This window comes from Nocardia niwae NBRC 108934 = DSM 45340 (assembly GCF_001613465.1).
Taxonomy (GTDB): domain Bacteria; phylum Actinomycetota; class Actinomycetes; order Mycobacteriales; family Mycobacteriaceae; genus Nocardia; species Nocardia niwae.
The window spans coordinates 105,757-128,394 of the sequence record NZ_BDCK01000011.1; the positions used below are offsets into that span (position 1 = coordinate 105,757).

28 protein-coding genes are annotated in these 22,638 nt (G+C 69.5%); 14 read left to right on the top strand and 14 right to left on the bottom strand.

Annotation, left to right across the window (positions count from 1 at the left end):
• Window positions 1-3 precede the first annotated feature (3 nt).
• Window positions 4-1,098: a UDP-N-acetylmuramate dehydrogenase gene (locus NNI01S_RS03385; protein ID WP_439956114.1), complete on the bottom strand. Its 1,095-nt coding sequence runs from the start codon at window positions 1,096-1,098 to the stop codon at window positions 4-6.
• 198 nt (window positions 1,099-1,296) lie between these two features.
• Here NNI01S_RS03385 and NNI01S_RS03390 point away from each other — a divergent pair, with 198 nt between their 5' ends.
• The 3 genes from NNI01S_RS03390 (at window position 1,297) to NNI01S_RS03400 (ending at window position 3,201) form a co-directional block, all read left to right on the top strand.
• On the top strand, window positions 1,297-1,782 hold the full coding sequence (locus tag NNI01S_RS03390; protein ID WP_063017367.1) for a DUF2505 domain-containing protein: 486 nt from the start codon (window positions 1,297-1,299) through the stop codon (window positions 1,780-1,782).
• A gap of 121 nt (window positions 1,783-1,903) precedes the next feature.
• Complete coding sequence (locus NNI01S_RS03395; RefSeq protein WP_063017369.1) at window positions 1,904-2,425, top strand: DUF2505 domain-containing protein; 522 nt, start codon at window positions 1,904-1,906, stop codon at window positions 2,423-2,425.
• The gene (locus NNI01S_RS03400) at window positions 2,395-3,201 is read left to right on the top strand and encodes a class I SAM-dependent methyltransferase (protein WP_245675951.1); all 807 of its coding nucleotides are present in this window, start codon (window positions 2,395-2,397) and stop codon (window positions 3,199-3,201) included. The genes NNI01S_RS03395 and NNI01S_RS03400 overlap by 31 nt, the downstream gene beginning before the upstream one ends.
• Before the next feature lie 12 nt (window positions 3,202-3,213).
• Here the strand turns inward: NNI01S_RS03400 and NNI01S_RS03405 are convergent, their stop codons facing one another.
• Window positions 3,214-3,822 (bottom strand): type IV toxin-antitoxin system AbiEi family antitoxin, encoded by a 609-nt coding sequence (locus tag NNI01S_RS03405; RefSeq protein WP_063017514.1) that lies wholly within the window; start codon window positions 3,820-3,822, stop codon window positions 3,214-3,216.
• 99 nt (window positions 3,823-3,921) lie between these two features.
• On the opposite strand from NNI01S_RS03405, the gene NNI01S_RS03410 reads away from it, so the two are divergent.
• A complete protein-coding gene (locus tag NNI01S_RS03410) occupies window positions 3,922-4,644 on the top strand; it encodes an LmeA family phospholipid-binding protein (protein WP_063017371.1) in 723 nt (240 codons plus the stop codon).
• Window positions 4,645-4,715: 71 nt separating this feature from the next.
• Here the strand turns inward: NNI01S_RS03410 and deoC are convergent, their stop codons facing one another.
• Window positions 4,716-5,384, bottom strand: a complete 669-nt coding sequence (gene deoC, locus NNI01S_RS03415) for a deoxyribose-phosphate aldolase (protein ID WP_063017373.1) — start codon at window positions 5,382-5,384, stop codon at window positions 4,716-4,718.
• Window positions 5,385-5,539: 155 nt separating this feature from the next.
• On the opposite strand from deoC, the gene NNI01S_RS03420 reads away from it, so the two are divergent.
• Entirely contained in the window at window positions 5,540-6,094 is a 555-nt protein-coding gene (locus NNI01S_RS03420; RefSeq protein WP_063017375.1) for a GNAT family N-acetyltransferase, read from the top strand.
• Window positions 6,095-6,207: 113 nt separating this feature from the next.
• Here the strand turns inward: NNI01S_RS03420 and NNI01S_RS03425 are convergent, their stop codons facing one another.
• Entirely contained in the window at window positions 6,208-6,624 is a 417-nt protein-coding gene (locus tag NNI01S_RS03425; protein WP_063017377.1) for a type II toxin-antitoxin system VapC family toxin, read from the bottom strand.
• A complete protein-coding gene (locus NNI01S_RS03430) occupies window positions 6,621-6,878 on the bottom strand; it encodes a FitA-like ribbon-helix-helix domain-containing protein (protein ID WP_245675952.1) in 258 nt (85 codons plus the stop codon). Before NNI01S_RS03430 ends, NNI01S_RS03425 begins: the two co-directional genes overlap by 4 nt.
• Here NNI01S_RS03430 and purU point away from each other — a divergent pair.
• Window positions 6,877-7,767, top strand: coding sequence for a formyltetrahydrofolate deformylase (gene purU, locus NNI01S_RS03435; RefSeq protein WP_063017516.1), 891 nt, complete (start codon window positions 6,877-6,879; stop codon window positions 7,765-7,767). The genes NNI01S_RS03430 and purU overlap by 2 nt on opposite strands.
• Before the next feature lie 19 nt (window positions 7,768-7,786).
• Here purU and NNI01S_RS03440 read toward each other — a convergent pair whose 3' ends face one another.
• From NNI01S_RS03440 to NNI01S_RS03460, 5 genes are all read right to left on the bottom strand, one after another.
• The gene (locus tag NNI01S_RS03440; RefSeq protein WP_084488420.1) at window positions 7,787-8,830 is read right to left on the bottom strand and encodes an alpha/beta fold hydrolase; all 1,044 of its coding nucleotides are present in this window, start codon (window positions 8,828-8,830) and stop codon (window positions 7,787-7,789) included.
• A gap of 92 nt (window positions 8,831-8,922) precedes the next feature.
• Entirely contained in the window at window positions 8,923-9,213 is a 291-nt protein-coding gene (locus NNI01S_RS03445; protein WP_040870424.1) for a DUF2516 family protein, read from the bottom strand.
• 82 nt (window positions 9,214-9,295) lie between these two features.
• A complete protein-coding gene (locus NNI01S_RS03450) occupies window positions 9,296-9,985 on the bottom strand; it encodes a hypothetical protein (protein WP_063017388.1) in 690 nt (229 codons plus the stop codon).
• Window positions 9,982-10,488: a helix-turn-helix domain-containing protein gene (locus NNI01S_RS03455; RefSeq protein ID WP_063017390.1), complete on the bottom strand. Its 507-nt coding sequence runs from the start codon at window positions 10,486-10,488 to the stop codon at window positions 9,982-9,984. The genes NNI01S_RS03450 and NNI01S_RS03455 overlap by 4 nt, the downstream gene beginning before the upstream one ends.
• Before the next feature lie 104 nt (window positions 10,489-10,592).
• The gene (locus NNI01S_RS03460) at window positions 10,593-11,810 is read right to left on the bottom strand and encodes a DUF445 domain-containing protein (RefSeq protein WP_435825097.1); all 1,218 of its coding nucleotides are present in this window, start codon (window positions 11,808-11,810) and stop codon (window positions 10,593-10,595) included.
• A 350-nt stretch (window positions 11,811-12,160) separates the two neighbouring features.
• Between NNI01S_RS03460 and NNI01S_RS03465 the strand changes: the two genes are divergently transcribed.
• The 4 genes from NNI01S_RS03465 to NNI01S_RS03480 all read left to right on the top strand — a co-directional run bounded on the left by NNI01S_RS03465 (window position 12,161) and on the right by NNI01S_RS03480 (window position 16,390).
• Window positions 12,161-12,829 (top strand): TetR/AcrR family transcriptional regulator, encoded by a 669-nt coding sequence (locus NNI01S_RS03465; protein WP_084488422.1) that lies wholly within the window; start codon window positions 12,161-12,163, stop codon window positions 12,827-12,829.
• Between the two features lie 222 nt (window positions 12,830-13,051).
• The gene (locus tag NNI01S_RS03470) at window positions 13,052-14,464 is read left to right on the top strand and encodes an ABC1 kinase family protein (RefSeq protein ID WP_063017395.1); all 1,413 of its coding nucleotides are present in this window, start codon (window positions 13,052-13,054) and stop codon (window positions 14,462-14,464) included.
• 37 nt (window positions 14,465-14,501) lie between these two features.
• Window positions 14,502-15,752 carry a saccharopine dehydrogenase family protein gene (locus NNI01S_RS03475; protein ID WP_063017397.1) on the top strand — a complete coding sequence of 417 codons (1,251 nt, stop codon included), beginning with the start codon at window positions 14,502-14,504 and terminating at the stop codon, window positions 15,750-15,752.
• A gap of 5 nt (window positions 15,753-15,757) precedes the next feature.
• Window positions 15,758-16,390 carry a class I SAM-dependent methyltransferase gene (locus tag NNI01S_RS03480; RefSeq protein ID WP_063017399.1) on the top strand — a complete coding sequence of 211 codons (633 nt, stop codon included), beginning with the start codon at window positions 15,758-15,760 and terminating at the stop codon, window positions 16,388-16,390.
• Between the two features lie 108 nt (window positions 16,391-16,498).
• Here the strand turns inward: NNI01S_RS03480 and NNI01S_RS03485 are convergent, their stop codons facing one another.
• Together NNI01S_RS03485 and NNI01S_RS03490 are read right to left on the bottom strand one after the other, a co-directional pair.
• Entirely contained in the window at window positions 16,499-16,690 is a 192-nt protein-coding gene (locus NNI01S_RS03485; protein ID WP_063017401.1) for a hypothetical protein, read from the bottom strand.
• A gap of 61 nt (window positions 16,691-16,751) precedes the next feature.
• Window positions 16,752-17,498: a GntR family transcriptional regulator gene (locus NNI01S_RS03490; RefSeq protein ID WP_063017403.1), complete on the bottom strand. Its 747-nt coding sequence runs from the start codon at window positions 17,496-17,498 to the stop codon at window positions 16,752-16,754.
• A 183-nt stretch (window positions 17,499-17,681) separates the two neighbouring features.
• On the opposite strand from NNI01S_RS03490, the gene NNI01S_RS03495 reads away from it, so the two are divergent.
• The 4 genes from NNI01S_RS03495 to NNI01S_RS03510 are packed head-to-tail and all read left to right on the top strand — an operon-like array spanning window position 17,682 to window position 20,382.
• Window positions 17,682-18,074 (top strand): hypothetical protein, encoded by a 393-nt coding sequence (locus tag NNI01S_RS03495; RefSeq protein WP_063017405.1) that lies wholly within the window; start codon window positions 17,682-17,684, stop codon window positions 18,072-18,074.
• Window positions 18,075-18,114: 40 nt separating this feature from the next.
• Window positions 18,115-18,777 carry a hypothetical protein gene (locus tag NNI01S_RS03500; RefSeq protein ID WP_063017408.1) on the top strand — a complete coding sequence of 221 codons (663 nt, stop codon included), beginning with the start codon at window positions 18,115-18,117 and terminating at the stop codon, window positions 18,775-18,777.
• A complete protein-coding gene (locus tag NNI01S_RS03505) occupies window positions 18,774-19,499 on the top strand; it encodes an ESX secretion-associated protein EspG (protein WP_063017410.1) in 726 nt (241 codons plus the stop codon). The genes NNI01S_RS03500 and NNI01S_RS03505 overlap by 4 nt, the downstream gene beginning before the upstream one ends.
• Before the next feature lie 34 nt (window positions 19,500-19,533).
• A complete protein-coding gene (locus tag NNI01S_RS03510; RefSeq protein WP_063017412.1) occupies window positions 19,534-20,382 on the top strand; it encodes a polyphosphate kinase 2 family protein in 849 nt (282 codons plus the stop codon).
• 10 nt (window positions 20,383-20,392) lie between these two features.
• Here the strand turns inward: NNI01S_RS03510 and NNI01S_RS03515 are convergent, their stop codons facing one another.
• A complete protein-coding gene (locus NNI01S_RS03515) occupies window positions 20,393-21,256 on the bottom strand; it encodes an LLM class flavin-dependent oxidoreductase (protein WP_063017414.1) in 864 nt (287 codons plus the stop codon).
• A gap of 34 nt (window positions 21,257-21,290) precedes the next feature.
• Window positions 21,291-22,628, bottom strand: coding sequence for a carboxylesterase family protein (locus NNI01S_RS03520; protein ID WP_063017416.1), 1,338 nt, complete (start codon window positions 22,626-22,628; stop codon window positions 21,291-21,293).
• Window positions 22,629-22,638: the final 10 nt, after the last annotated feature.

The following is a 22,638-nucleotide window of genomic DNA, read 5'->3' on the forward strand; positions in this document are numbered from 1 at the left end:
GCGTCAGAGCGTGAGACCGACGGTGACCGGTTCCGGTTCCAAACGGATCCCGAAACGCTCGGCGACGCCGTCGCGGACCGTCCGGGCCAGCGCCACCAGATCGGCCGCGCTCGCGGCGCCGCGATTGGTCAGCGCCAGTGTGTGTTTCGTCGACAGTCGGGCGGGCGCCCCGTCGCCGGGAAAGCCCTTGGCGAATCCCGCCCGCTCGATCAGCCAGCCCGCGGAGAACTTGACCCCGTCCGGCGCCGGGTAGGTCGGCACCGCGACGTCGCCCACGTGAGCGGCGATCGCGGCGCGTACCTGCGCCTCCCGTTCCGGCGCGACCACCGGGTTGGTGAAAAACGATCCCGCACTCCAGGTGTCGTGATCGGCGGGATCCAGCACCATGCCTTTGCCCGCCCGCAACCGCAGGACCGCTTCCCTGACCTGCGCCGCGGGCCGGGACTCGCCGACCGCGGCGCCCAGCGTCGATGCCAGTTCGCCGTACCGCAGCGGCACGCTGGAACCGTCGGTGCGCAAAGCGAAGTCGACCGCGAGCACGACGGCGTCGTCACGGTGCTTGAGCACGCTGGTGCGGTAACCGAAGCCGAGTTCGCCCGGTTCCACCCAGCGAACCTCCCCGGTGGCGCGGTCCAGCAGGCGTGCCCGGCGCAGCAGGTTCGCCACCTCCGCGCCGTAGGCCCCCACGTTCTGCACGGGCGTCGCACCGGCCGAGCCGGGAATGCCGGACAGGCACTCCAGCCCGCCGAGGCCCGCGGCGACTGTCGCGCGCACCACGTCGTCCCAGTTCGCGCCGGCCTCGGCGACCACGCCGCCGTCGCCGATCTCGACACCGGTGGTGGCGACCCGCACCACCACGCCGTCGAAGCCGTCATCGGCGATCAGCAGATTCGAGCCACCGGCGAGCAGCAGTATCGGGACGCCCGCCGCGTCCAGCGCGCGCACCGTCGCGACCAGCGCCTCGGTCGTCGCGCAGTCGGCGACCAGAGCGGGCCCGCCCACCCGCAGTGTGGTCAGCTCCGAAAGCGGCACGTCCGCGCGCAGCCGCGCACCGGTACCGGCGAGGAGTTCCGACGGCACCACTCGTGAAGTTCGCACGATGCTAAACGGTAGCGTGCGCCCTGATGACCGCACGCTCGCGTATTCCGCCTCGGGCAGATCGGGGGCGTCACTCCCGAAGCTCGAACGCCCGGTTGCGGCGCCCACTGACAGCTATTCGCCAGCGTATTTCCACCGCAGGCAGCTCCGGCGGCACGACTCGTGCGGCTCCAGCGCCGCACGGTAGCGTGTGCACCCATGGCTACACCGCTGGCGTACACGGCCCGCTACTCTCATCCGCCCGCCGCGGTGCGCGCGGCTTTCGCGAACGACCAGTACTGGAAGGATCGCATCGCGGCGGTCGGTGGCCCCAACGCCCGGCTGGATTCGGTCACCGTCAGCGGTGACCAGGCGCGCGTCGAGATGGTGCAGGCCATCCCCGCCGAGCAGCTGCCGCCCGCGATCACCGCGGTGCGCCCCGGCGACCTGATCATTCCGCGCGCCGAACAATGGACCGGAGACGAGGCCACCTTCGAAGCCCGCGTCGAGGGCGCGCCCGCCGAGGTGCGCGGCACCATCACCCTGGCCGCCGAGGGCTCCGGCGCCGTCGCCACGGTCGAGGGCACCATCGAGGTCAAGATTCCGCTGTTCGGCGGCAAGATCGAGAAGGCGATCGCGGAGCACCTCACCGAGCTGTTGAAGAACGAGGCCGAGTTCACCGCCACCTGGCTCGCGGAGCACTGACCCACCCGGCGCGTGCGGGCATTGTTCGACGTCACACCCCACGGTCCCCGCGTTCGTGGCTGGTGGGTACTCCACCCGCCCGCCGAGGTCGGCGCCGTCGCACCCAGTAACGTGTGAGCCCATGGCACGCCGATTGGACTACTCCGCCCGCTATCCGCTGCACACCACGAAAGAGCTGTACGCGGCGCTGTCGAACCGCGACTACTGGGAAGCGCGGATGGAAGAGATGCGGAAGCTCACTCCCGGCAACCAGGTGGTCCGGCTGGAGGCGAGCGACGGCGGCATCGACGTCGAACTGCATCACGTCCTGCCCCGCGACATGCTGCCGGAGATCGCCCAGACGGTGATGCGCAAGGACATGGTGATCACCCGCAAGGAGTCCTACAGCCCGTACGACGCCGAGGAGACCACCGGCAAGTACTCGGCGTCCATCCCGGCGGGGCCCGGCAGCCTGGGCGGCGCCATCCGCCTGTTCCCCACCGAGACCGGCTGCACCATGCGCTTCGCCTCGGAGGCGAAGGTGTTCATTCCCATGGTCGGGCCGCGCCTGGAACAGCTGATGCTGGTCAACCTGGTCGACCTGTTCCGCGGCGAAGCAGAGTTCACGGTGCGGTGGCTGGAAGAACAGCACTCCACTCGCTGACCAAACCGGTCGGCACCATCACCCGCGGCACCACCGCCGTCAACCGTCTCCGCCGCAGCGATCGCTGGCTGATCAACGACGAATCCGTCGCCGACCGGTTGCGCGGCGCGCCTGATCCACTGGTGGTCGACCTCGGCTACGGCGCGAGCCCCTGGACCACGTTCGAGCTGGCCGCGCGGCTGCGCACGATCCGCCCCGACGTGCGGGTGGTCGGGCTCGAGATCGATCCGCGGCGCGTGGTGCCCGGCCGCGACGGCGTCACCTTCGCGCGCGGCGGCTTCGAATTGGCCGGGATGCGACCTGTGCTGGTGCGCGCCTTCAACGTGCTGCGGCAGTATCCGGAATCGGCGGTGCCCGAGGCGTGGTCGACCGTCCTGGCCGGGCTGGCGCCGGACGGCTTGCTGGTCGACGGCACCTGTGACGAGTTGGGCAGACGCTGCGCATGGGTCCTGCTCGACCGGGACGGGCCGCGCTCGCTCACGCTGGCCTGGGACCCGTTCACCGTGGAACGGCCCTCCGACCTCGCCGAACGCTTGCCGAAGGCGTTGATCCACCGCAATGTCCCCGGCGAACCGATCCACGCGCTGCTCGCCGCCGCCGATCGCGCGTGGGCGCACGCCGCGCCGATGGCGCCGTTCGGTCCTCGCGTCCGCTGGCGCGCGGCCGCGCAGGCGCTGCGCGCCGAGGGCTTCCCGATTCGCTGCTACCGCCGCCGACTGCGCGACAACGTGCTCTCGGTGCCCTGGCAGGCGGTCGCGCCGCTCGATCGAGGCTGAGGGCCGGTTTCGTCACGCTACGGCAAGCGCCTGGTACACCCGGCGCGCGGCGCGCGGCGACAAGCGCGCCCCCGCGTCGGTGATCTCCTCGCCCGCGCACCGGTGGATGGCCACCGCGTCGGCGACCACCTCGTTGAGAGCGGCCTGGCCGATATCGGCCTCGGCAAGGTCGAGCACCGTGCGCACCGGCGTCGTCACCAGGAACGGTCCCGTGGATTCCACGTCGGCGCCGGCCAGCGAGCGGCGCACCACCGCCAGCCGCGGCGTGACCGGCGGACGGCCCGTCCGGACCGACAGGTGCAGGAAGCGCGGGCGCAGGCTGCCGAGCCCGTGCAGCTCCGCCGCACTCTGGTGGGAAACGGCCGCGGCGCCGTCGAACCAGGCCGTCCACATCGCGTATTCGTCGAGTGGACCTTCCGGCCACCCGGCCAACCGCAGCATGCCGATTCCCGCCCTGGTCACCGAACCGTCGCCGAGGGCCACCCGCACCCGTGCCCCGCACCCCGTGCGCAGCACCTGCCGAGTCGTGAAGAAACCGGCGTGCCGACCCGCCCAGCGGCGCAGGACACGCCATCCTTGTTCCGCGGATCCGATCGCGCGGCTTGCCCCATCGCCAGCCATGGACATCAGGCTACGCTCGGATTTTGTGCTTCATGTCACATTCGAACCCCTCACTGCCTCCACAGAGACGGCTCAGAAAGGTCGGGAAGAATTTTGACCATGAGTACGAACGCAACCTCCACCTCGACGATCAACCGGCGAGGCCTGCTGATCGCCCTGACCGTGGTAGCGGTTCTGCTCGCCACGGTCCTGGTCGGCGGCGAGGCCTACGCCAGGCACACGGTCTCGAACTGCATCAGCTCGCAGTTCGAGAAGGAAATGGGATCGAAGATCGATGTGAGCTTCGGGCCCAAGCCGATGCTGCTCACCTGGATCGACGGCAAGGTGCCGTCGGTGCGCGTGAACAGTGCCGATTCCAAGTTCGGGCCCGCCGTCGGCATGGTGGTGCACGCCGTCTTCCGGGACGTCGACGTCGCCGACCACAACGGCAGCGTGATCGGTAGCTCCTCGGCCGACGTGACCTGGAGCAACGAAGGGATCAAGGAGACACTCGGCGGCATGGTCAGCGGTGTGACCTCCTCGGCGAGTTCCGGCATGCTCACCCTGGCGGTGCTCGGCGGCATCGCCGAACTCCAGCTGAAGCCGCAGATCGTGAACGGCGCAGTACAGGTGGAGACGATGTCGGCGGAACTGCTCGGCATCGGTCTGCCCGCCGATTTCGTGCAGAGCATCGTCGACCTGTTCACTCAGAGTCTGCAGAGCTACCCGCTCGGCATGACCGCGACCGAGGTGAAGGTCACCGATTCGGGCGTCGACGTTCATCTCTCCGGTGGGCGTGCGCAACTCGAGCCCGCCGGTAACAGCTCCGACATGCGCTGCTGACGCGCGGCGGCGCAACATCTTCGGGAGGCGCGGGGGCGAACCGGAAGGCCGCGAAGCCTTCCCGGCGCCGGTCAGGCCGGGAAACCGTCGAGCACGTCGCGCGACTTGGACAGCCCGAGCCGGGTCGCGCCCGCCGCGATCATCTCCGCCGCCGCCTCCGCGGTTCTGATGCCGCCGCTGGCCTTGACGCCGAGACGGTTGCCGACCGTCTCGGCCATCAATCCCACCGCGTGGGCGCTCGCGCCGCCCGCGGGATGAAATCCCGTGGAAGTCTTCACGAAATCGGCGCCCGCGCGTTCGGCGACCCGGCACACCTGCACGATCGCTTCGTCCGGCAGCGCGGCGGACTCGATGATCACTTTCAGCAGCGCCCGATCGCCCACCGCCTCGCGCACCGTGACGATGTCGGCGAGCACCGCGGTGTAATCCCCCGCGCGGGCCGCGCCGACGTCGATGACCATGTCGACCTCGGCCGCGCCCTGATCCACCGCGAGCCGCGCCTCGGCGCCCTTCACCAGCGAATGATGCTTGCCCGAAGGGAATCCGGCGACTGTCGCGACCACGAGCCCGGGGGCGCGCACCGGCAACATGGACGGCGACACACAGATCGCGAGCACACCCAACGCCCGCGCGTCTTCGATGAGCGTGTCGACCTCTTCGCGCGTCGCCTCCGGTGCGAGCAGCGTGTGATCGATCATGGCGGCCACTTCGGCCCTGGTCAGCGACGTGGAACTTGCCATGGGGTCAGAGTCTGGCACACGCGGCGCGAATTCCGTTGCGCGCCTGGCGGCACTTCCCGCACACTCGTAACTGATGGCGCATCGGAGAGCGTGACGCCACGGTCGACTGACTAACGTGTGCGGATGGGTCCTACTTCGTTCGGGAGGAGACGACTGTGCTGATCCGTCGCGAACGCGCCGACGACGCCGTTGCGATCGCGGCGGTGCATCGCAGCGCATTCGCACCGCGCTATGCCTCTGCCGACGCGTCCGGTGGTGCGTCCGGCGGCCGGGGTAGCGCGGATCCTCCCGAGGTGGACCTGGTCGCGCAGTTGCGTAGTGACGAGGGCTGGATTCCCACGCTCTCGCTGGTGGCGATCGAGCACGACAGCGTGGTCGGTCACCTGTGCCTGACCAGAGCCGCCGTCGGCCCGTTCCCGGTGCTGGCACTCGGCCCGATCGGCGTTCTCGCCGACCACCAGGGCTCCGGCGTCGGCTCGGCCCTCATGCACGCGGCTCTGGGCGCCGCCGACGCCCTCGACGAACCACTGATCGGCCTGCTCGGCAGCCTGGAGTTCTACCCCCGCTTCGGTTTCGTCCCCGCCGCTCGTCTCGGCATCACCCCGGACGACCCGGCTTGGATCAGCCACTTCCAGGTCCGCTCCCTGTCGGCCTACGACTCCCAGATCGTCGGCGAATTCCATTACGCGGAGCCGTTTTACAACCTTTGAGCGGCATCGCTCGGCTCAGGCGCCTCGATGCGCAGACCCACGCGCTGCACGGTATTCCGCACCTCGACCTCGGTGGGTTCCGCCCCGATCCGGTGCGCGCGGCGTTGCGGACGTTAAGCCCACGGGTTGATCACGGATACTCCGGCAGCTCGGAAAGGCGCGGTATCGCGAGTGGCGACGGCCATCCGAGCGGCGCCGGCTATCGCGGCGATATATCCGTCGGCCGTGCCGATCGCGGCTCCGGTGGCGCGGGCCGTGGCCACGAGTTCGGCGTACTGCGCGGAAGCAGTCAGGTCGAATGCGAGTACCCGTTCCGCGAAGAGAGGTAATACCCGGGCTTCGAACCTGTCGCGCAGATTGTCCCGCCGCCTGCCCGCGGGCATCGCGGCAGTCCCGAACCGCAGCTCGGCCACTGTGATGGCCGACAGGTACAGAGTGCGCAGCGGTTGAGCATCGATCCGAGCGACTACACGAGAGTCCGGCGCCTTCCGCAGCGGCTCGAGAATGACATTCGTATCGAGGATGATCACTCGAACTCCACGGGGGCGACGGGCTGCCGGTCACGGGCGTTCAACTCGTCGAGCTCCTCGTCGGTGAGTTCAACCTCCCGACCGATCTCCGCCGACATCGATCCGAGCTCGACCTGCGCCACAGGAGTGACGGCTTCGATGAGGATTGCCCGGACTTCCGCCTCCGTGCTGCGCCCATGCTGCGCGGCACGGACACGCAGCGCTTCCGAAGGCGCGGCCATCCCTGTGCGGCGCACCTGCGAGGATGAACGCATGAGTTCCGCTCCACCCGCCCTGGACGACCGCCGCTACGTGCTGACGCTCGGCTGTAAGGATCGTCCGGGCATCATCGCCGGGATCACGTCGTTCATCGCCGAGTTCGGCGGCTCGATCGTGGAGGCGGGGTACCACTCCGACGTGGAGACGGGCTGGTTCTTCACTCGCCAGGCGATCAAGGCCGCGACGGTGCCGTTCGGGCTCGCGGAGTTGCGTGATCGGTTCGCGGGGGTAGCGGCGGGCCTGGGACCGGAGACCGAATGGCAGCTGCTGGACTCCAGGTCGCGCCGCCGCGCGGTACTGCTGGTCAGCAAGGACGGTCACTGCCTGCACGACCTGCTCGGACGCGCCGCCAGCGGTGAGCTGCCCGCCACCATCGAGGCGGTGATCGGCAACCACCCGGATCTCGCGGGGATGACCGAGGCGCACGGGGTGAAGTTCCATCATGTGCCGTTCCCGAAGGATCCGGCCGAGCGCGGTCCCGCCTTCGAGGAGGTCCGCGCCCTGGTGGACGCGCACGACCCGCACGCGGTGGTGCTGGCGCGGTTCATGCAGGTGCTGCCCGCCGAGCTGTGTGAGCACTGGGCGGGCAAGGCCATCAACATCCACCACAGCTTCTTGCCCTCGTTCGTCGGCGCCCGCCCCTACCACCAGGCATTCGCCCGCGGTGTGAAACTGATCGGCGCGACCTGCCACTACGTGACCGCGGAACTGGACGCGGGCCCGATCATCGAGCAGGACGTCATCCGCATCGACCACGCGGACGAAGTGCGCGACATGGTCCGCCAGGGCCGCGACATCGAGCGGGTGGTGCTCGCGCGCGGACTGCGCTGGCACCTCGAGGGACGCGTCCTGGTGCACGGCCGCCGGACGGTCGTCTTCTCCTGACCGGCGCGCTCTCGGCGGGTCAGCCCGCGAGGTGCGCGCGGGCGGACTTGCCCGCCGCGGCGAGAACGCGGGCGAGTTCCTCGTTGAACCGCTCATGGGCTTCGACGTTGCCGAGATGGCCGGTGGGCAGCACCTGGTAGCGCACGAGGCTGCCGGTCTGCCGGAGTATCTCGACGATGCGCTCGGAGTGGACCGGCGGCGTCATGTCGTCGAACTGCCCGGAGATCACCGTCGTGGGCACCACCAGATTCCTGGCCGCCTCCCCGACGTCCATCGTGGCGAGCAGGAATCCGAACTTGGAACGCACCCAGGCCGGGCACGACCGCACGATGGCCATGCTGAACTCCAGCAGGTCGCCTTTCGCCGCGGTGCTGAGGATCTGGCGCGCGAACAGCCAGCGCACCGGCGCGATGGGCGGAAAGACGAGCGGGGCGCCCAGACCCAGCCTGCCGAACAGGAACGGCAGCGGTACCTTCAGTTGCAGCAACCGCAGCGGGCGGTTGAGCAGCGGCACGACCGTGGTCTCCAGGATCAGCCGATCGGCCGCCGTATTGGTGAGCAGCACCGCGTGCGCTCGGCGCGCGACCCGCTCCGGGTAACGTCCAGCCCACGCCTGCAGCGTCATGCCGCCGAGACTGTGGCCGACCAGCACGGCCCGCTGCCCGGGCGCGAGCGCGGCGTCGAGCACCGCGGCCAGGTCGTCGGCCAGCAGCTCCATGGTCACATCGCTCGAGCCGTACTCGCTCTCGCCATGGCCGCGCTGGTCGTAGGCGATCACGCGATAGTCGCCGGCGAACGCGTTGATCTGCGGATTCCAGTATTCGAGGCAGCAGGTCCAGCCGTGGACGAGCACGACGGCCGGCTTGTCCGACGGACCGTAGGCGTGTACCCGCAGCCGGGCGCCGTCCCCCGCGCGGACCGGGATCACCTCGCGGGGCGCGGTCGGTGGATTGAACGCGGCGGTCTGGTAGGTACGAGAACGCAGGTCGGCACTGTGCGCGGCGCGCAAGCTCCGGAGCAATCCCGGGAAGCTCGTCAACGCGGTCGGCAGCATGGCACGCATCGGACACTCCTTTGTGTTACTGCTAGATACAGTAACCCCGATTCGCGCCGCTTGCTAGTGCAAGCACTCTTACCCGTCGGCAGACTTCTTTCTCACCAGCGCGGACCCCGCTGCACCTCGTCCACCTTGGGCCGCACATCGGCCAAGTAGACACCCGTGGCGATGATCGCCGCGAAGGACAGTAGGCCCAGCCCCGCGGGCGAGAGAAGAAGCACGAGCACAGCCGCCCCGAGAATCGCCAGCCAGATCGGCTTGGTCAGTTTGTCCACCGCGGTGAACGCGTCCGGACGCTGACGCACGGCGTGGATCAGCGCGAAAATCGTCGCACCGAGCGCCGCCAGCCACAGCACCAGCAGGATCATCCCGGTCAATCCGTGCACCATATTCACCCCACCCATCATAGAAGCAACGCCCTCGCACACCAGGGGTGTGCGAGGGCGTCGAATCGCCTCAGCCGCGAGCCGTTCAGGCCTTCTTGGGGGCGGCCTTCTTCGCGGGAGCCTTCTTGGCGGCGGCGGGGGTGGTGGCCGCCTTCTTGGCCGGAGCCTTCTTGGCCGCACCGTTCGCGACGGGCGCCGGCGTGGCCTCGGTGGTCACCTCGACGACCTCGGCCTCGACGACCGGCGCCGGGACGATGTCCGCCTCGGTTTCCACCTCGGCCTCGAGCTTGGCCGGGCGGCCGAGCAGTCCGTTGACGCGTCCGACCACGTCCTCGGCGCGGCTCACCGCGTCGCCGTAGAGGGTCTCGACCTTGCCGATCCGCTCGTCGACGGTCTGGTTTGCGCGCAGCCGCTCGATGGTCTCCTCACCGCGAGCGGCGAGGTCGGCGTAGAGGTCCAGCGCCTGCCGGTAGTACTTCTCGGCCAGGGCGCGCAGCTCTTCGGCGGTGAACTTCTCGCGCAGCTCGGCGAGGTCGTCCGGCAGCTCCGACGGCAGGCCGGACAACCGCTCACGCAGCGTGTCGAACTGCGCCTGCACGTCGGCGGGGACGTTGGCGAAGCGCTCGCGCGCCTCCTCCACCCGGGCCTGCACCTCGGTGGCGACCGCGCGCTCGCGCACCTGCGCGACCACGTCGTTCACGGCGGAGTAGAGGGCGTCACCCGCGCCGACGGTGGCGAGCAAGGGCTTGGTGACGGTGGCGTTCTTCTCGGTCATGGTGTTTCGTTCTCCTGGCGTGGCGGAGTGTCGGTTGTCGTGCGCGGAACGTCGCTGTCCCATACGTCCCCCCCTGCCTCGTTTCCCCCGTTTTCCCGGCGAAACGATTCATAGATGTCCAGCAGCACCTGCTTCTGCCGCTCACTGATCGACGTGTCGGCGAGCAAGGCGTCCCGGACCGGACTGTGCGGCCGCTGCTCGAGATAGCCAGCCCGTACGTACAAGACCTCCGAGGAGACCCGCAGCGCTTTCGCGATCTGCGTGAGCACTTCGGCGGACGGATTACGCAGTCCGCGCTCGATCTGACTGAGGTACGGATTGCTCACCCCCGCCAGCTGGGCGAGCTGACGCAGCGAGACTTGCGCGGCTTCCCGCTGCGCCCTGATGAAGCCTCCGATGTCGTGCGCCGCATTGACGACGCGACCCCCTCGTTCCCCGATGCCGGACGAGTGCTCGTCCGATCTCTCGGTGTACTCGGCGGAAACCTCGGGCTGGTCTGCCATCACTCACCTTCTGGCGGTTGTACGGGTTCGATTCTAGGTCAGGGTGCTAGCTATTGCAAGCAGTCTGCTAGCAGTGTTTCGGCAAACGTTCCGCGTGCCGCGGATCACCCGCCGAACATCAGATGGGAAATCGTGTAGATCGCCAGTCCGGCAAGCGAACCGACGACGGTTCCGTTGATCCGGATGAATTGCAGATCCCGGCCGACCTGCAATTCGATCTTCTTGCTCGCTTCTTCGGCATCCCACCGGGCAACCGTGTCGGTGACCAGGGTGCTGATCTCACCGGCATAGTTTTCCACCAAGTACCGCGCGCCGCGGTCGATCCAGCCGTCGACGTTGGCGCGCATATCCGCGTCGTCGCGCAATCGCTCACCGAGCTGCTGCACGTTCTCGGCGACCTTGCGCCGCAGCGTGCTGCGCGGATCGTCGGCGGACTCCAGGATCAGCCGCTTCGCCGCCCGCCAGGTGGCCGAGGCCAGTCCGGTGATCTCCTCGCGGCCCATGATCTGCGCCTTGATGCGCTCGGCTTTCTTGATCATGGCATCGTCGAATTGCAGGTCCTCGGCGAATTCCTCCAGGAAACGGTTCGCGGCCAGGCGCACTTCGTGCTCCGGATCGGAGCGGATTTTCCAGGTGAACTCGACCAGTTCGCGATAGATCCGTTCCGAAAGCAGGATGTTGACGAATTTCGGCGCCCATTGCGGGGCGTCCCGCAGCACGATCCGATCGATCGTCTCCTGAGAGCCGAGCGCCCACTGGTGCGCGCGCTCGGCGAGCAGGTCCAGCAGCGCCAGCTGCCGGTTGTCGGCGAGCAGTTCGGCCAGCACGCGCCCGATCGGCGGACCCCACAGCGGCTCGGCGATCCGCTTGACGATGGTGTTGTCGATGACCTGTTCCACGTCCTCGTCGCGCAGTACGCCGACGACGGCCCGCAGGAGCGTCGAACTCTCCTGGGCCACCCGTGCGGCGTGCCCGGGATCGGCCATCCAGCGTCCGACCCGCAGGGAGATCTGGGCCGAACTCAGTTTCGCCGACACCACCTCCGGCGCCAGGAAGTTCGTGCCGACGAAGGTGCCGAGGCTGGCGCCGAGCTGGTCTTTCTTCCGCCGGATGATCGCCGTGTGCGGAATGGGCAGGCCGAGCGGATGACGGAACAGGGCGGTCACCGCGAACCAGTCCGCCAGCGCGCCGACCATGCCGGCCTCCGACGCGGCGCGCAGGTAGCCGACCCAGTCGCCACCCGCCCCGCGCGACTCGGTCCAGCGGCAGAACAGATAGATCGCGGTGGCCAGCGCGAGCAGGCCGGTGGCGAACGCCTTCATGCGCCAGAGGTCACGACGCTTGGCCGCCTCGTCGAGCACGGCGGCCAAGCCGACGGGCGCGGCGGCAGGCGCGGCGGGGCCGTCCGCCACCGCGGTGTTGCCGGGAGCTTTCTCCATGCCTCCCATTCTGCTGTGCGTGGCGAAATGGGCGAGCGGGCGAGCGGGCGAGGACACGCCAGGCGCGCCCGACACTGTGGTTCCTACCGCATCCGCGCCCAAAAGCGCATATCACGGGTATCGGGGACCTAAGCTGGTAGCCACCGGAGCACATACGAACGAGGGAGCCCACGCTGTCCACCGAAGACCTTGTCGATGTCGGCGAGCGACCGTCGGCGGTACGCGGCGGCCGGATGGACGGCCGCAAGCGCCGGTGGCGGCAACACAAGATCGACCGCCGCGAGGAACTCGTCGACGGCACGCTGGCCGCCGTACGCGCTCGCGGCTCCAACGCGGGCATGGACGAGATCGCCGCTGAGATCGGCGTCTCCAAGACCGTGCTCTACCGTTACTTCTCCGACAAGAACGACTTGGTCCACGCGACCATGCAGCGGTTCATCGAGACCACGCTGATGCCGCGGGTGTACGGCGCGATCAGCCTGGATGCCGACGAGTACCAGCTGGTCCGCTCCGCGCTGGCCGAGTACGTCGGGACGGTCGACGAGGATCCCGAGGTCTACCGGTTCATCATGGGCAACGGCTCGGCCGACCAGTCCTCGCTCGCGGAGTTCGAGAAGCTCTTCGCCGAGGTGGTGTGCGCGGTCATCACCGAGCGCGCCAAGGATCGGGGCGTGGCGACCGAGGGCGCGGCGCTGGCGTCGTACGTGCTGGTCGGCGGCATCCAGCTGGCGACGCACTGGTGGACCACCAACAAGTCGCTGTCGCGCGAGGCCGTGATCGACTACCTCACCATGCTCGCCTGGAGCGCGATCGAGGGCATGGCCCGCTCCGGCGGTTCGCCCGCGACGTTCAACGCGCAGCAGCACGTGCTGCCCGCTCCCGAGGCGCCCGGGCAAGACTGAATCGGCCCATGGGGCCTGCCGCTAGCTGGACCGCTTGCAAAAGTTCACTGGCACTCTCGACTTTGTCGAAACCTTGGCTAGTCTGAACCCGAGCGGTGCGCCGAGTGCGCTGCGTCACCGCCTGCGCCGTACTCGACGGCGGTCCACGCGGGACACCCCGGTGCCACGCGTCGCCGCCTGCGTGTCCGTCGCTACGACCGCGGCACCAACGGAGGTACCTCGATGGCGAAGCAAGTACCGACCTCTCGGCTTGCTCGTGGCACGAAACTGGGCGCGGTGGCAGCCGGCTCGGTACTTCGCACCCAGCGCACCCGATTGACCATGCGGGGCAGATCCGAGGCCGTCCGGGCGAAGATGGCCGAGGAGTCCATGATCCGCACCACCGAACAAGTGGTCACGGTGCTGGGCACCATGAAGGGCGTGGCCATGAAGCTCGGCCAGATGATGTCGGTGCTCGACCTGGATCTGGTGCCGGAGGACCACCGGGAACGGTTCCAGAAACGCCTGGCCGTGCTGCGCAACGCGGCCCCGACGGTCTCCTTCGCCGCCATGCGGCAGGTGATCGAGGACGATTTCGGCAAGCCGATCGACACGGTTTTCGCGGAGTTCGACGCCGAGCCGGTCGCCGCCGCCTCGATCGGCCAGGTATACCGGGCGCGGCTGCACGACGGCCGCCAGGTCGCGGTGAAGGTGCAGTACCCGGGCATCGACGCCGCGGTACGCGCGGATCTGAAGAATCTCGCGATGTTCCGCCGCGTGCTGCAGTCCGCGATGCCGTGGGTGACGCCCGCGGTGCTGGACGAGCTGCGACTGAATATGGAAGCCGAACTCGACTACCGGGCCGAGGCGGCCACCCAGCTGCAGATCGCCGAGCTGTACGCCGAGCACCCGTTCGTCATCGTGCCGCGCTCGCTGCCGGAGTTCTCCACCACGCGGGTGCTGGTCACCGAGTATGTGGAGGGCAAGGGCTTCGACGCGATCCGGCAGCTGCCGCAGGCGGAGCGCGACCGGATCGGCGAGATCATCTACCGGTTCTACATGGGGTCGTTGTTCACCTTCAACGAGTTCTGCGGCGACCCGCACCCCGGCAACGTGCTGCTGGCCACGGACGGCCGGGTCGGCTTCCTGGATTTCGGGTTGTTCAACCGGATGGACGCCGAGCACGTGCAATTCGAACTGATCTGTCTGCGCGCCGCGGCGGAGGATCGCGCCGAAGACCTGCGCGAGCTGATGATCCAGCGTGGCGTCATCGATTCACCGCAGGAGATCGGCGCCGAGGAGTGCCTCGAATACGTGCTGGCCGCCTCGGAATGGTGTCTGATCGATGAGGAACTGACCATCACCCCCGAACTGGCCAGCGGCGCCTTCCTGCTCGCGGTCGACCCGAGGGCCAGCGAGTTCACCGGCATGAAGCAGCAGAATCTGCCGCCGGAACACCTTTTCTCGCGCCGCGCCGACTTCCTGACCTTCGGCATGCTCGGTCAGCTCGGTTGCACCGCGAACTGGCATCGCATCGCCCGGGAATGGCTCTACGACGAACCGCCGGTCACCGAGCTCGGCCGCGCTCATCACAATTGGCTCGCCGACCGTCCCCACGCCGCGCCGCAACGGCCGCGCAAGAAGACCACGAAGTAGCCGCCGAGCGGCGACACGACTCCCAGAACGGAAGACCATGGCAGACACGCGGGAATACGACCTAGTCCTCTTCGGCGCGACCGGTTTCGTCGGCAAGCTGACCGCGCAGTACCTCCTCGCGGCCGCTCCGGAATCCGCCCGGATCGCGCTGGCGGGACGGTCGCTGGACAAGCTGACGTCGGTGCGTGACGATCTCGGCCCGACCGCCGCGGGCTGGGGCCTGGTGGTGGCCGACTCGACCGACCAGGCCGCGCTGGACGCGCTGGCGGCGCGCACCAAGGTCGTGGTCACCACCGTCGGCCCGTACCTGCGCTACGGGATGCCGCTGGTGGCGGCGTGCGCCAAGGCAGGCACCCACTACGCCGACCTCACCGGTGAGCCGCTGTTCATCCGCGACGCCATCGACGCCTATCACGAACAAGCCGTCGCCACGGGTGCGAAGATCGTGAATTCCTGCGGCTACGACTCGATTCCGTCCGATCTGAGCGTGTACCGGCTCTACCGCCGCACGGTCGAGGACAACACCGGCGAACTCGTCGACACCACGCTGGTGGCATCGCTCAAGGGCGGCGTCAGCGGCGGCACCATCGATTCCGGCCGCGCCATGATGGAGGCGATCGCCGCCGACCCGGCCAAGGGCAAGGTGATGGCGCACCCGTACTCGCTGAGCCCGGACAAGACGATGGATCCCGACGTGGGCCGCCAGTCCGATCAGGCGCTGTCGCGGGCGAGTGCCATCGACCCGAGTCTGGACGGGTGGGTGAGCACGTTCGTGATGGCCGCGCACAACACCAAGATCGTGCGCCGCACCAACGGGCTGCTCGGCTGGGTCTACGGCAAGAACTTCCGCTACCGCGAAGTGATGAGCGCGGGCAAGTCGCGGGTGGCGCCGCTGGTGGCGGCGGGCATGGCGGGCGGCATCGTGGCGGGCATGACCGCCGGCGCGCTGCTGTCGCGGGCGGCCGCGGGCCGCAAGCTGCTGGACCGTGTGCTGCCCAAGCCGGGTACCGGGCCGAGTGAAGAGGCCCGCAAGAGCGGCTGGTTCTCCATGAAGACGTTCGCGCACACCACCTCCGGCGCGAAGTACGTGGCCACCTTCTCCGGCAGCGGCGACCCGGGTTACCAGGCCACCGCGGTGCTGCTCGGTGAGAGCGGCCTGTGCCTGGCGTTCGACACCGACAAGCAACCCGAGCTCGCTGGCATCCTCACCCCGGCAGCCGCGATGGGCGACGCGCTGACCGATCGGTTGCGCGCGGCGGGCATGACCATCACCGTCGACCGCGCCTGACTCCGGTGAACCTCGCACGAAAGACGATGAACGCCCCCGCGCTCGCGGCGGTGTACGAGCGAGCCTGGCGGCCGACGCTGTTCTATCTCGCCAGCGGGCGGACGACCGCGTCCGACCGGCGCGACGCGGTCTCGACCCTGCGGCTCGGCGGCGCGCAGAAGGTGCTCGACATCGCTTGCGGGCCGGGTAATTTCACCAGATATCTGAGCGAAGCGCTGTCCGGCGACGGTTACGCGATCGGCTTGGACTACTCCGAGCCGATGCTGGCGCGCGCCGTCGCGGACAACGCCGGACCGCGCGTCGGATATCTGCGTGGTGACGCGCGCGTTCTCCCGTTCGCGGACGGAACCTTCGACGCCGTTTGTTGTTTCGGCGCGCTGTACCTCATTCCCGATCCGCTCGTCGCCGCCCGCGAGATGATCCGCGTCCTCGCTCCCGGTGGCCGCATCGCGATCACCACCAGTCACCGAGCCGCCAACCCGATCGGCGAAGTGAGCCGTGTGGTCGGCGGTTTGAGCGGCCTGCGGGTGTTCGGCACCCGGACTTTTCCCACCCTCTTCGCCGAGCAGGGGTTGGTGGAGATCGACCAGCGGGTCCATCGCCTGCTCCAGTACGTCAGCGCGACGAAACCCGCCTAGCCTCGGCCTTCCCGGCCGTAACCGGCGGTGCTCGACCCCGTCATTTCGTCACCCTCGTCGGCGACGATCAGGGCGGGGACGGGGTTGCCTGCGCGGCCGCCGAGCACGTCAGGACGGCCGTGGACGCGAGCCGAGATCGACCATGCGGTGCAGGATGGCGGGAGCGAGGGCCAATTCGAATTCGGTTCCGCTGCTTTCGAAGACGAATGCGAGGTAGTCACCGCGAGGGACCGGGGCCAGCCGGACGGAGCACTGCTCCCCCACGATCACCCAGCCGCCGACGGTCAATCGATCGGACATCGCCCCTCCCACCCTTCGACACTTGCGACAACTGGACTATGCCAGTTGCGGCAAATGGGTGTCAACGGCGGAAATCGGTCGCTGAGCTGGCGAAATACTCTCGGTGCAAGATGGAAACGCCGGGCGGGTGAACGCTTTCGCGGTACTCCAGCGCGACACCGTCGACGTCGCGGCCGATGCGGTGCACGACCAGCACCGCCGCCGGGTGGGCGAGCGCGAGATGGCGGCATTCGTCCTCCCCGGCCAGCCGGGCGCCGACGCTCTCGCGCACGACCGCGGCTACGCGCCCGAGCGCGGCTTCCAGGTACCGCGAGGCTTCCCCGTGCAGCGGCTCGGACCCGAGTAACAGCGCAGCGGCCGAAACGAATTCGCCGGGATACCAGCAGGTGACCAGTCGCGCCGCTCCGGAATCGTCCTCACTGAGCAGCTTTCGGACGATCACCGCGCTCGAGGCGGGAAGGCCGAGCGCGTCGGTGACCTCCCGCGGGCCTTCCACCACCTCCGCTCGCAGTACGGTCACCGACCGGCCAACGGGCGAAGACGACTGGTATCGGGGCGCGCTCTCCCGCAGCAGGGCGGGCTGTTCGGCGACATAGGTGCCCGACCCCCGGCGGGACCTGACGATTCCCTGCTGCCGAAGGATGTTCAGCGCCTTGGCGGCGGTGGGCCGCGCCACCCTCCACTGCGCGGCGAGTTCTCGCTCGGACGGCACCTCGGCGCCAACGGCCAGCTCACCACGCTCGATCAGCTCCCGCAGATGCCCCGCGATCCGCAGGTATTTCGGGACCACGCCCTCGATTCCGGTCACCGGTCGCCTTCCCCTGCGGACACCGCCCCTCGGACCGCTGGTCAGTGTAACAACGACGGAGGCGGCCGCCGAGGGACGAGCACAAGCCCGGACCCGACGCGGTCCGCCGCGCTGTACCGCCCGGTAAAGTGCGAGTCCGATACAGCGCGGTACGAACAGGACCGAGCGGAAGGGGGCTTCCACGTGGCGGTACCCGATACCGGACAGAGGACGGCGCGAGAGCTGTACGCGGCGGCCATCGGCGTGGGCGGGGGCGAGCGGTTCGAGCTGGACACCGCCGTCGCGGAGAACCTCGCCGCCGCATGCGATCGACTGGTCGACGATCTACGCCGCGCGATGGCGGGCGAACACCTGATCACCGACGTGACCGGGTTTCCCGACCTGCCCACCGGCCACGGCCTCACCCGCGGATTCGCCGCGAAGGGACGCCAGTACCTGGACACCCTGGCCGCGTTCCAGGAAACGGCGCTGCTGTTCAAGGCCGCCTATCTCGCCGCGGCCAACCGGCTCGCCGACGCCGAGGCGGCGAACCAGGCAGCGCTGCGGCTGATCGCCGACTACCTGGAGCCCCGTTGAGCACGCGGCCGCGCGCCGGAACCGACTGAGGGGACGACGGATGGGAGACTCCGCGGCACGCGCCGCCGCCGACGGCATCCGGCGGGAGCTGGCCGGATTCTCCAGCGGGACAGCAGATCCCGCCTACGCGCCGGACCGGGAGCTGTTCGGCGCCTACACCCATCAGCAGATCTGGGATCTGGTGCACGAAACGCTCGACCCGGCGGCGCTGGGCCGGGTCGCCACGGCATGGCAGGCGAACGCCGCCGCGGTGGCCGAAGCGTTCCAAGTGTTCTCCGATGCCGCCAACCGAGAGTTTGCGCGCTGGTCCGGCCGCGCCGCGGATGCCGCGGTGGGGGCGACCAGGCAGTTCGTCCGCGCGGGCGGGGACGTGCACGACGTGTGCCGGGCGGTCGCCCGGCTGATGGAGTTGAATAGCGATGCCGCGCAAACGGTCCGGGGCGCGATCGCGCCGCCGCAGCGATATCGGCCGCTGGCGGACCCGGCCGCCGAAGCGGTTTACGGTGGAAAACGTAGGATGGAACACGATAGTGCGGCGGCAGACATCGAGGCGGATGTCCGGGACACGATGACGTACGTCTACACCCCGACGATGCCCGCCACCGGCGATCACGTTCCCCGATTCCCCCAGCCGCACGAAGGCGCCGCGGCCGACGGCGCACCCGGCGATCCGGATTCCGTCCGCGGAGGCGGCGCACGGTGAAATGGGTGCTCAGCCCGGACGAATTCACGCATGTCTGGACGAACGAAACGAGCCTGGACCGCAGGCCCTACCCGGTCAACATGGTCCCCTCGGCCACGGCGCGGACCGAGTCGGAATACCACGCCCTCCGTCTGCCGCAGCGCTTCGCCCGCCAGGCCGACCCCGATCTGGCCGCCGCGCTGATGCTCTGCGCGCGCAACGACGCAACCACCATCACCGTCTCCGGCGAACGCGCGGCGCTCGCCCGCAACGGAAGCGGCCCGGAGGCCGAGCAGATCCTCGCCTTCGCCGCGGTGGTGCACAACCACGCGGGCATCCTGGTCGCCACGCCCGACCGGGTGACCGTGCAGATGTGCCATGCCCGCGCTGTGGGCGAACGCCTGGTGCAGATCATCGGGTCGGCGCGGCCGGGCAGGCTCGCCCCGATGCGCGAGCCGCAGGACGCCGTGCTGAGTCCGGACCGCACCGAGCCGTTCGTCACCAATGGTCATCGCGGGGCGGCGAAATTCCGCCAGACTCTGCGCAAGCCGGTGGACGGGCGCGGCTTCATCACCGTCACGGTGGAACCCGAGAACCCGATGTCCCCGCCCACCCGCCACCGCACCTGGCTGGACTTCACCGGCGACGGCCGCTACCTGCTGACCACCGCGCACGATCTCGTCCTCACCCCCGTGTCGGACGAGGAGTTCGCCACCCAATTCCTGCGGCTGGCGCAAGTGTGACCAGGCGCAACCGCCGCGTGGGTAGGTTGAGACCATGCCCGAACAGTGGACGATGTGCCCTACCGAAGCCATGAAAGCCGATGGCCTGCGCGTGGCGGAACTGGACACCTCCGGGACACCGGGGTTCTCCGGCGGCAAGAGAGCAGGACTCGCGCTGCTCGCCGAACGCAGCCAGGTGCTGTCGGATCTGCAGGAGAAGCTGTACGCCAACGGCCGCTCCGGCGGCGACCGGCGCAACGTGCTGCTGATCCTGCAGGGCATGGACACCGCGGGCAAGGGTGGCATCGTCCGGCACGTCATCGGCTCCGTCGACCCGCAGGGCGTCGACCACGCCGCCTTCGGCGTGCCGACACAGGAGGAGAGACGCCATCACTATCTGTGGCGCATCCGCAAGGCGCTGCCGCGCGCGGGGCAGCTCGGGGTGTTCGATCGCTCGCACTACGAGGACGTGCTCGTCGTGCGCGTGCACAACCTGGTGCCGCCCACGGTGTGGGAGCCGCGCTACGACGAGATCAACGCGTTCGAGCGGGAATTGGTGGACGAGGGCACCACGCTGGTGAAGGTGGCCATGTTCGTCTCGCTCGACGAACAGAAGAAGCGGCTCGCCGAGCGGCTGGAACGGACGGACAAATACTGGAAGTTCAACCCGGCCGACATCGATGAGCGCGCGTACTGGCCGGCCTATCAGGAGGCGTACCAGGCGATGCTGGACCGCACGTCCACCGAGTACGCGCCCTGGTACGTCGTGCCCGCCGACCGCAAGTGGTTCTCCCGGCTCGCGGTGACCGAACTGCTGATCGCGGCTCTCGAGCGGCTGGACCTCGACTGGCCCGGGCCGACGTTCGACGTCGAGGCGCAGAAGAAGCGCCTGGCCCGGGCCTAGGGCGTCGTCCTCAGGCAACCAAGGGCCGGACTTCCTCGGCGACGAACCGGAGGAAAGCGGCGGCGTCCGGGTCGTCGGCGGTGGTCTGGAGGACGACGGTGTCGGCGCCCGCTTCGGCCAGCATGGTCACGGCCTCGGCGATCGCGTGCGCGTCACCCGCCACGCCCGCCTTCGGCGCGTGCGCCGGGGTGCGTTCGGCTGCCAGGCGCGCCTCGGCATCCGGGCCGGTGACCGCCAGCAGGTTCGCCACTACGCGGTGGACGTCGGTGCGCCCGGACGCGGCACGCCCCTCGTCGATCAGCGTCCGCGCGGCGCGGACGCCGTCGGCGTCGGTGATCGAATCCAGCAGCGTGCCGTCGGCGTGCTCGCCCGACAGCCGGATCGAGCGCGGGCCGCGCGCACCCGCGTAGACCTTCGGCGGCGTCGCGGGCGGCCAGTCCAGTGCGACGGCGTCGAGCCGCACGTAGCGGCCCGAGACGGTGACCCGCTCACCGGCCAGGAGCGCGCGCAGCGCGGTCACATGCTCGCTCAGCAAGGTCACCGGCGACTCGACGCGGGCGCCGACCTGCGCCATCCAGCTCTGCACGCCGTGTCCCACTCCGAGAAGGAACCGGTCCGGGAACAGCCGGTGCAGGGTCGCCGCCTCCATCGCGGTGAGCGCGACGTTGCGCAGCGGGACCGGTAACAGCCCGACCCCGACGCGCACCCGTTCGGTCCAGGCGAGTGCGGCCGCCGCGCTGGCGATCCCGCTCTCCAGGAAGCAGTCCTCCCACAGCCACAGCTCCTCCAAGCCCGTGGCCTCGGCCACTCGGGCGGCCTCGCGCAGTAGTTCGGGCGGATTTTGCGGGCGGAATACAGCGCCGAGAACAGTCATCCCACTATTCCTACCGGCTGCGGCCAGCGGATGCTCAGGGCAGTTGCCCTGCGTTGCCCGAGCCCGGCCGGTGCGGCGGCCAGCCGGTGTCGGCGATCCGTCCGGTGTGCACGAATTCGCCCCAGCGGCTGCGGGTTCGGCGGCCGAGCGCGTCGATCTCGCCCGCGGTGAGCGGCGCGAGCATGGGAGCGGCTTGCCAGGTGTCGCCGTCGGCGAATAGCAGCGGTAGTTCGATGCAGTGGCAGGCGCCGTACGGATTCGCCGGATGGAGTCGTCCCGCCCGGTAGCAGTACACGCGCGCGCCCGCGTCGGCCAATTCGTCCGCGAAACGGAACAATCCGTCCTCGAATGCCTTTCGGCTGATCAGCCGCTGGATCGCCACGTCGAGCCGGGCGCCGGTCACCGGCAGGCGCCGTAGTCTGCCGAAGACCGGATGCGGGCCGCCGTAGAACGCCCGGGCCTCCTCGGCCGCGCAGCCGAGCAGCACCGGCAGTTCGGCGGCCGTGTTCCGCACCGTTTGCCGCCAAGCGCGCTCGCCGGGCAGTTCGCCCGCATCGGCCACCGGCGAGAAGGGTGGTGCGGGGTTGAGCGCGGCGGGGCCCGCTATCCGGCGCGCCGTCCGTGCCTGCGCGGCGAGCAGGTCGGCCACCGGTGCGGAGCGCGGGTCGGCGCCGAGTTCGGCGAGGAACATCGCCCCCACTCGCTCGGCCCGCCGGTGACTCCTGAACCCGATACCGAAGGGCGCGCTCTGCACGATCGCCTGGGCGAACAGGGTTCTGGCTGCCGCGATGCCGAGCAGCGCGACGACCGACTGCGCGCCCGCGGACTGTCCGGCCAGGGTGACCCGCTCCGGATCACCGCCGAACTCGGCGATGTGCTCGCGCACCCAGCGCAGCGCCGCGATCTGGTCGTCCACACCGCGATTCCCGGCCGAGATGCCCGGTGCGCGGAGGTACCCCAGCACACCGAGCCGATAGCTGACCGTTACGACCACCATGCCGGTCTCCCGCACGAGCCGGTCCGCGTCGTACAGGTTCCATTGGCCGCTACCCGCGAGATAGGCGCCCCCGTGCAGCCAGACCAGCACCGGACAGCTCCCGGGTTCGGCGCCTGCGGGGGCCGTGACGGTGACCGCCAGGCAGTCCTCCGACTGCGGCAGACTCTCCGCACGGCCCATCACACCTTCGAGTCGTCCCGGCAACTGCGGTGCGACGGCATACCGGCGCGCCGCGTCGAACACCTCCTCCGGTGGCTCGACCGGTCGCGGCGCGCCGAACCGTTCGGCCCGGGCGTACGGGATTCCGCGGAACACCGCGACTCCGGCGCGGACCTCGCCTCGCCAGCGCCCGGAGGCCGCCATGACATGGTGCATGCCATTCTCA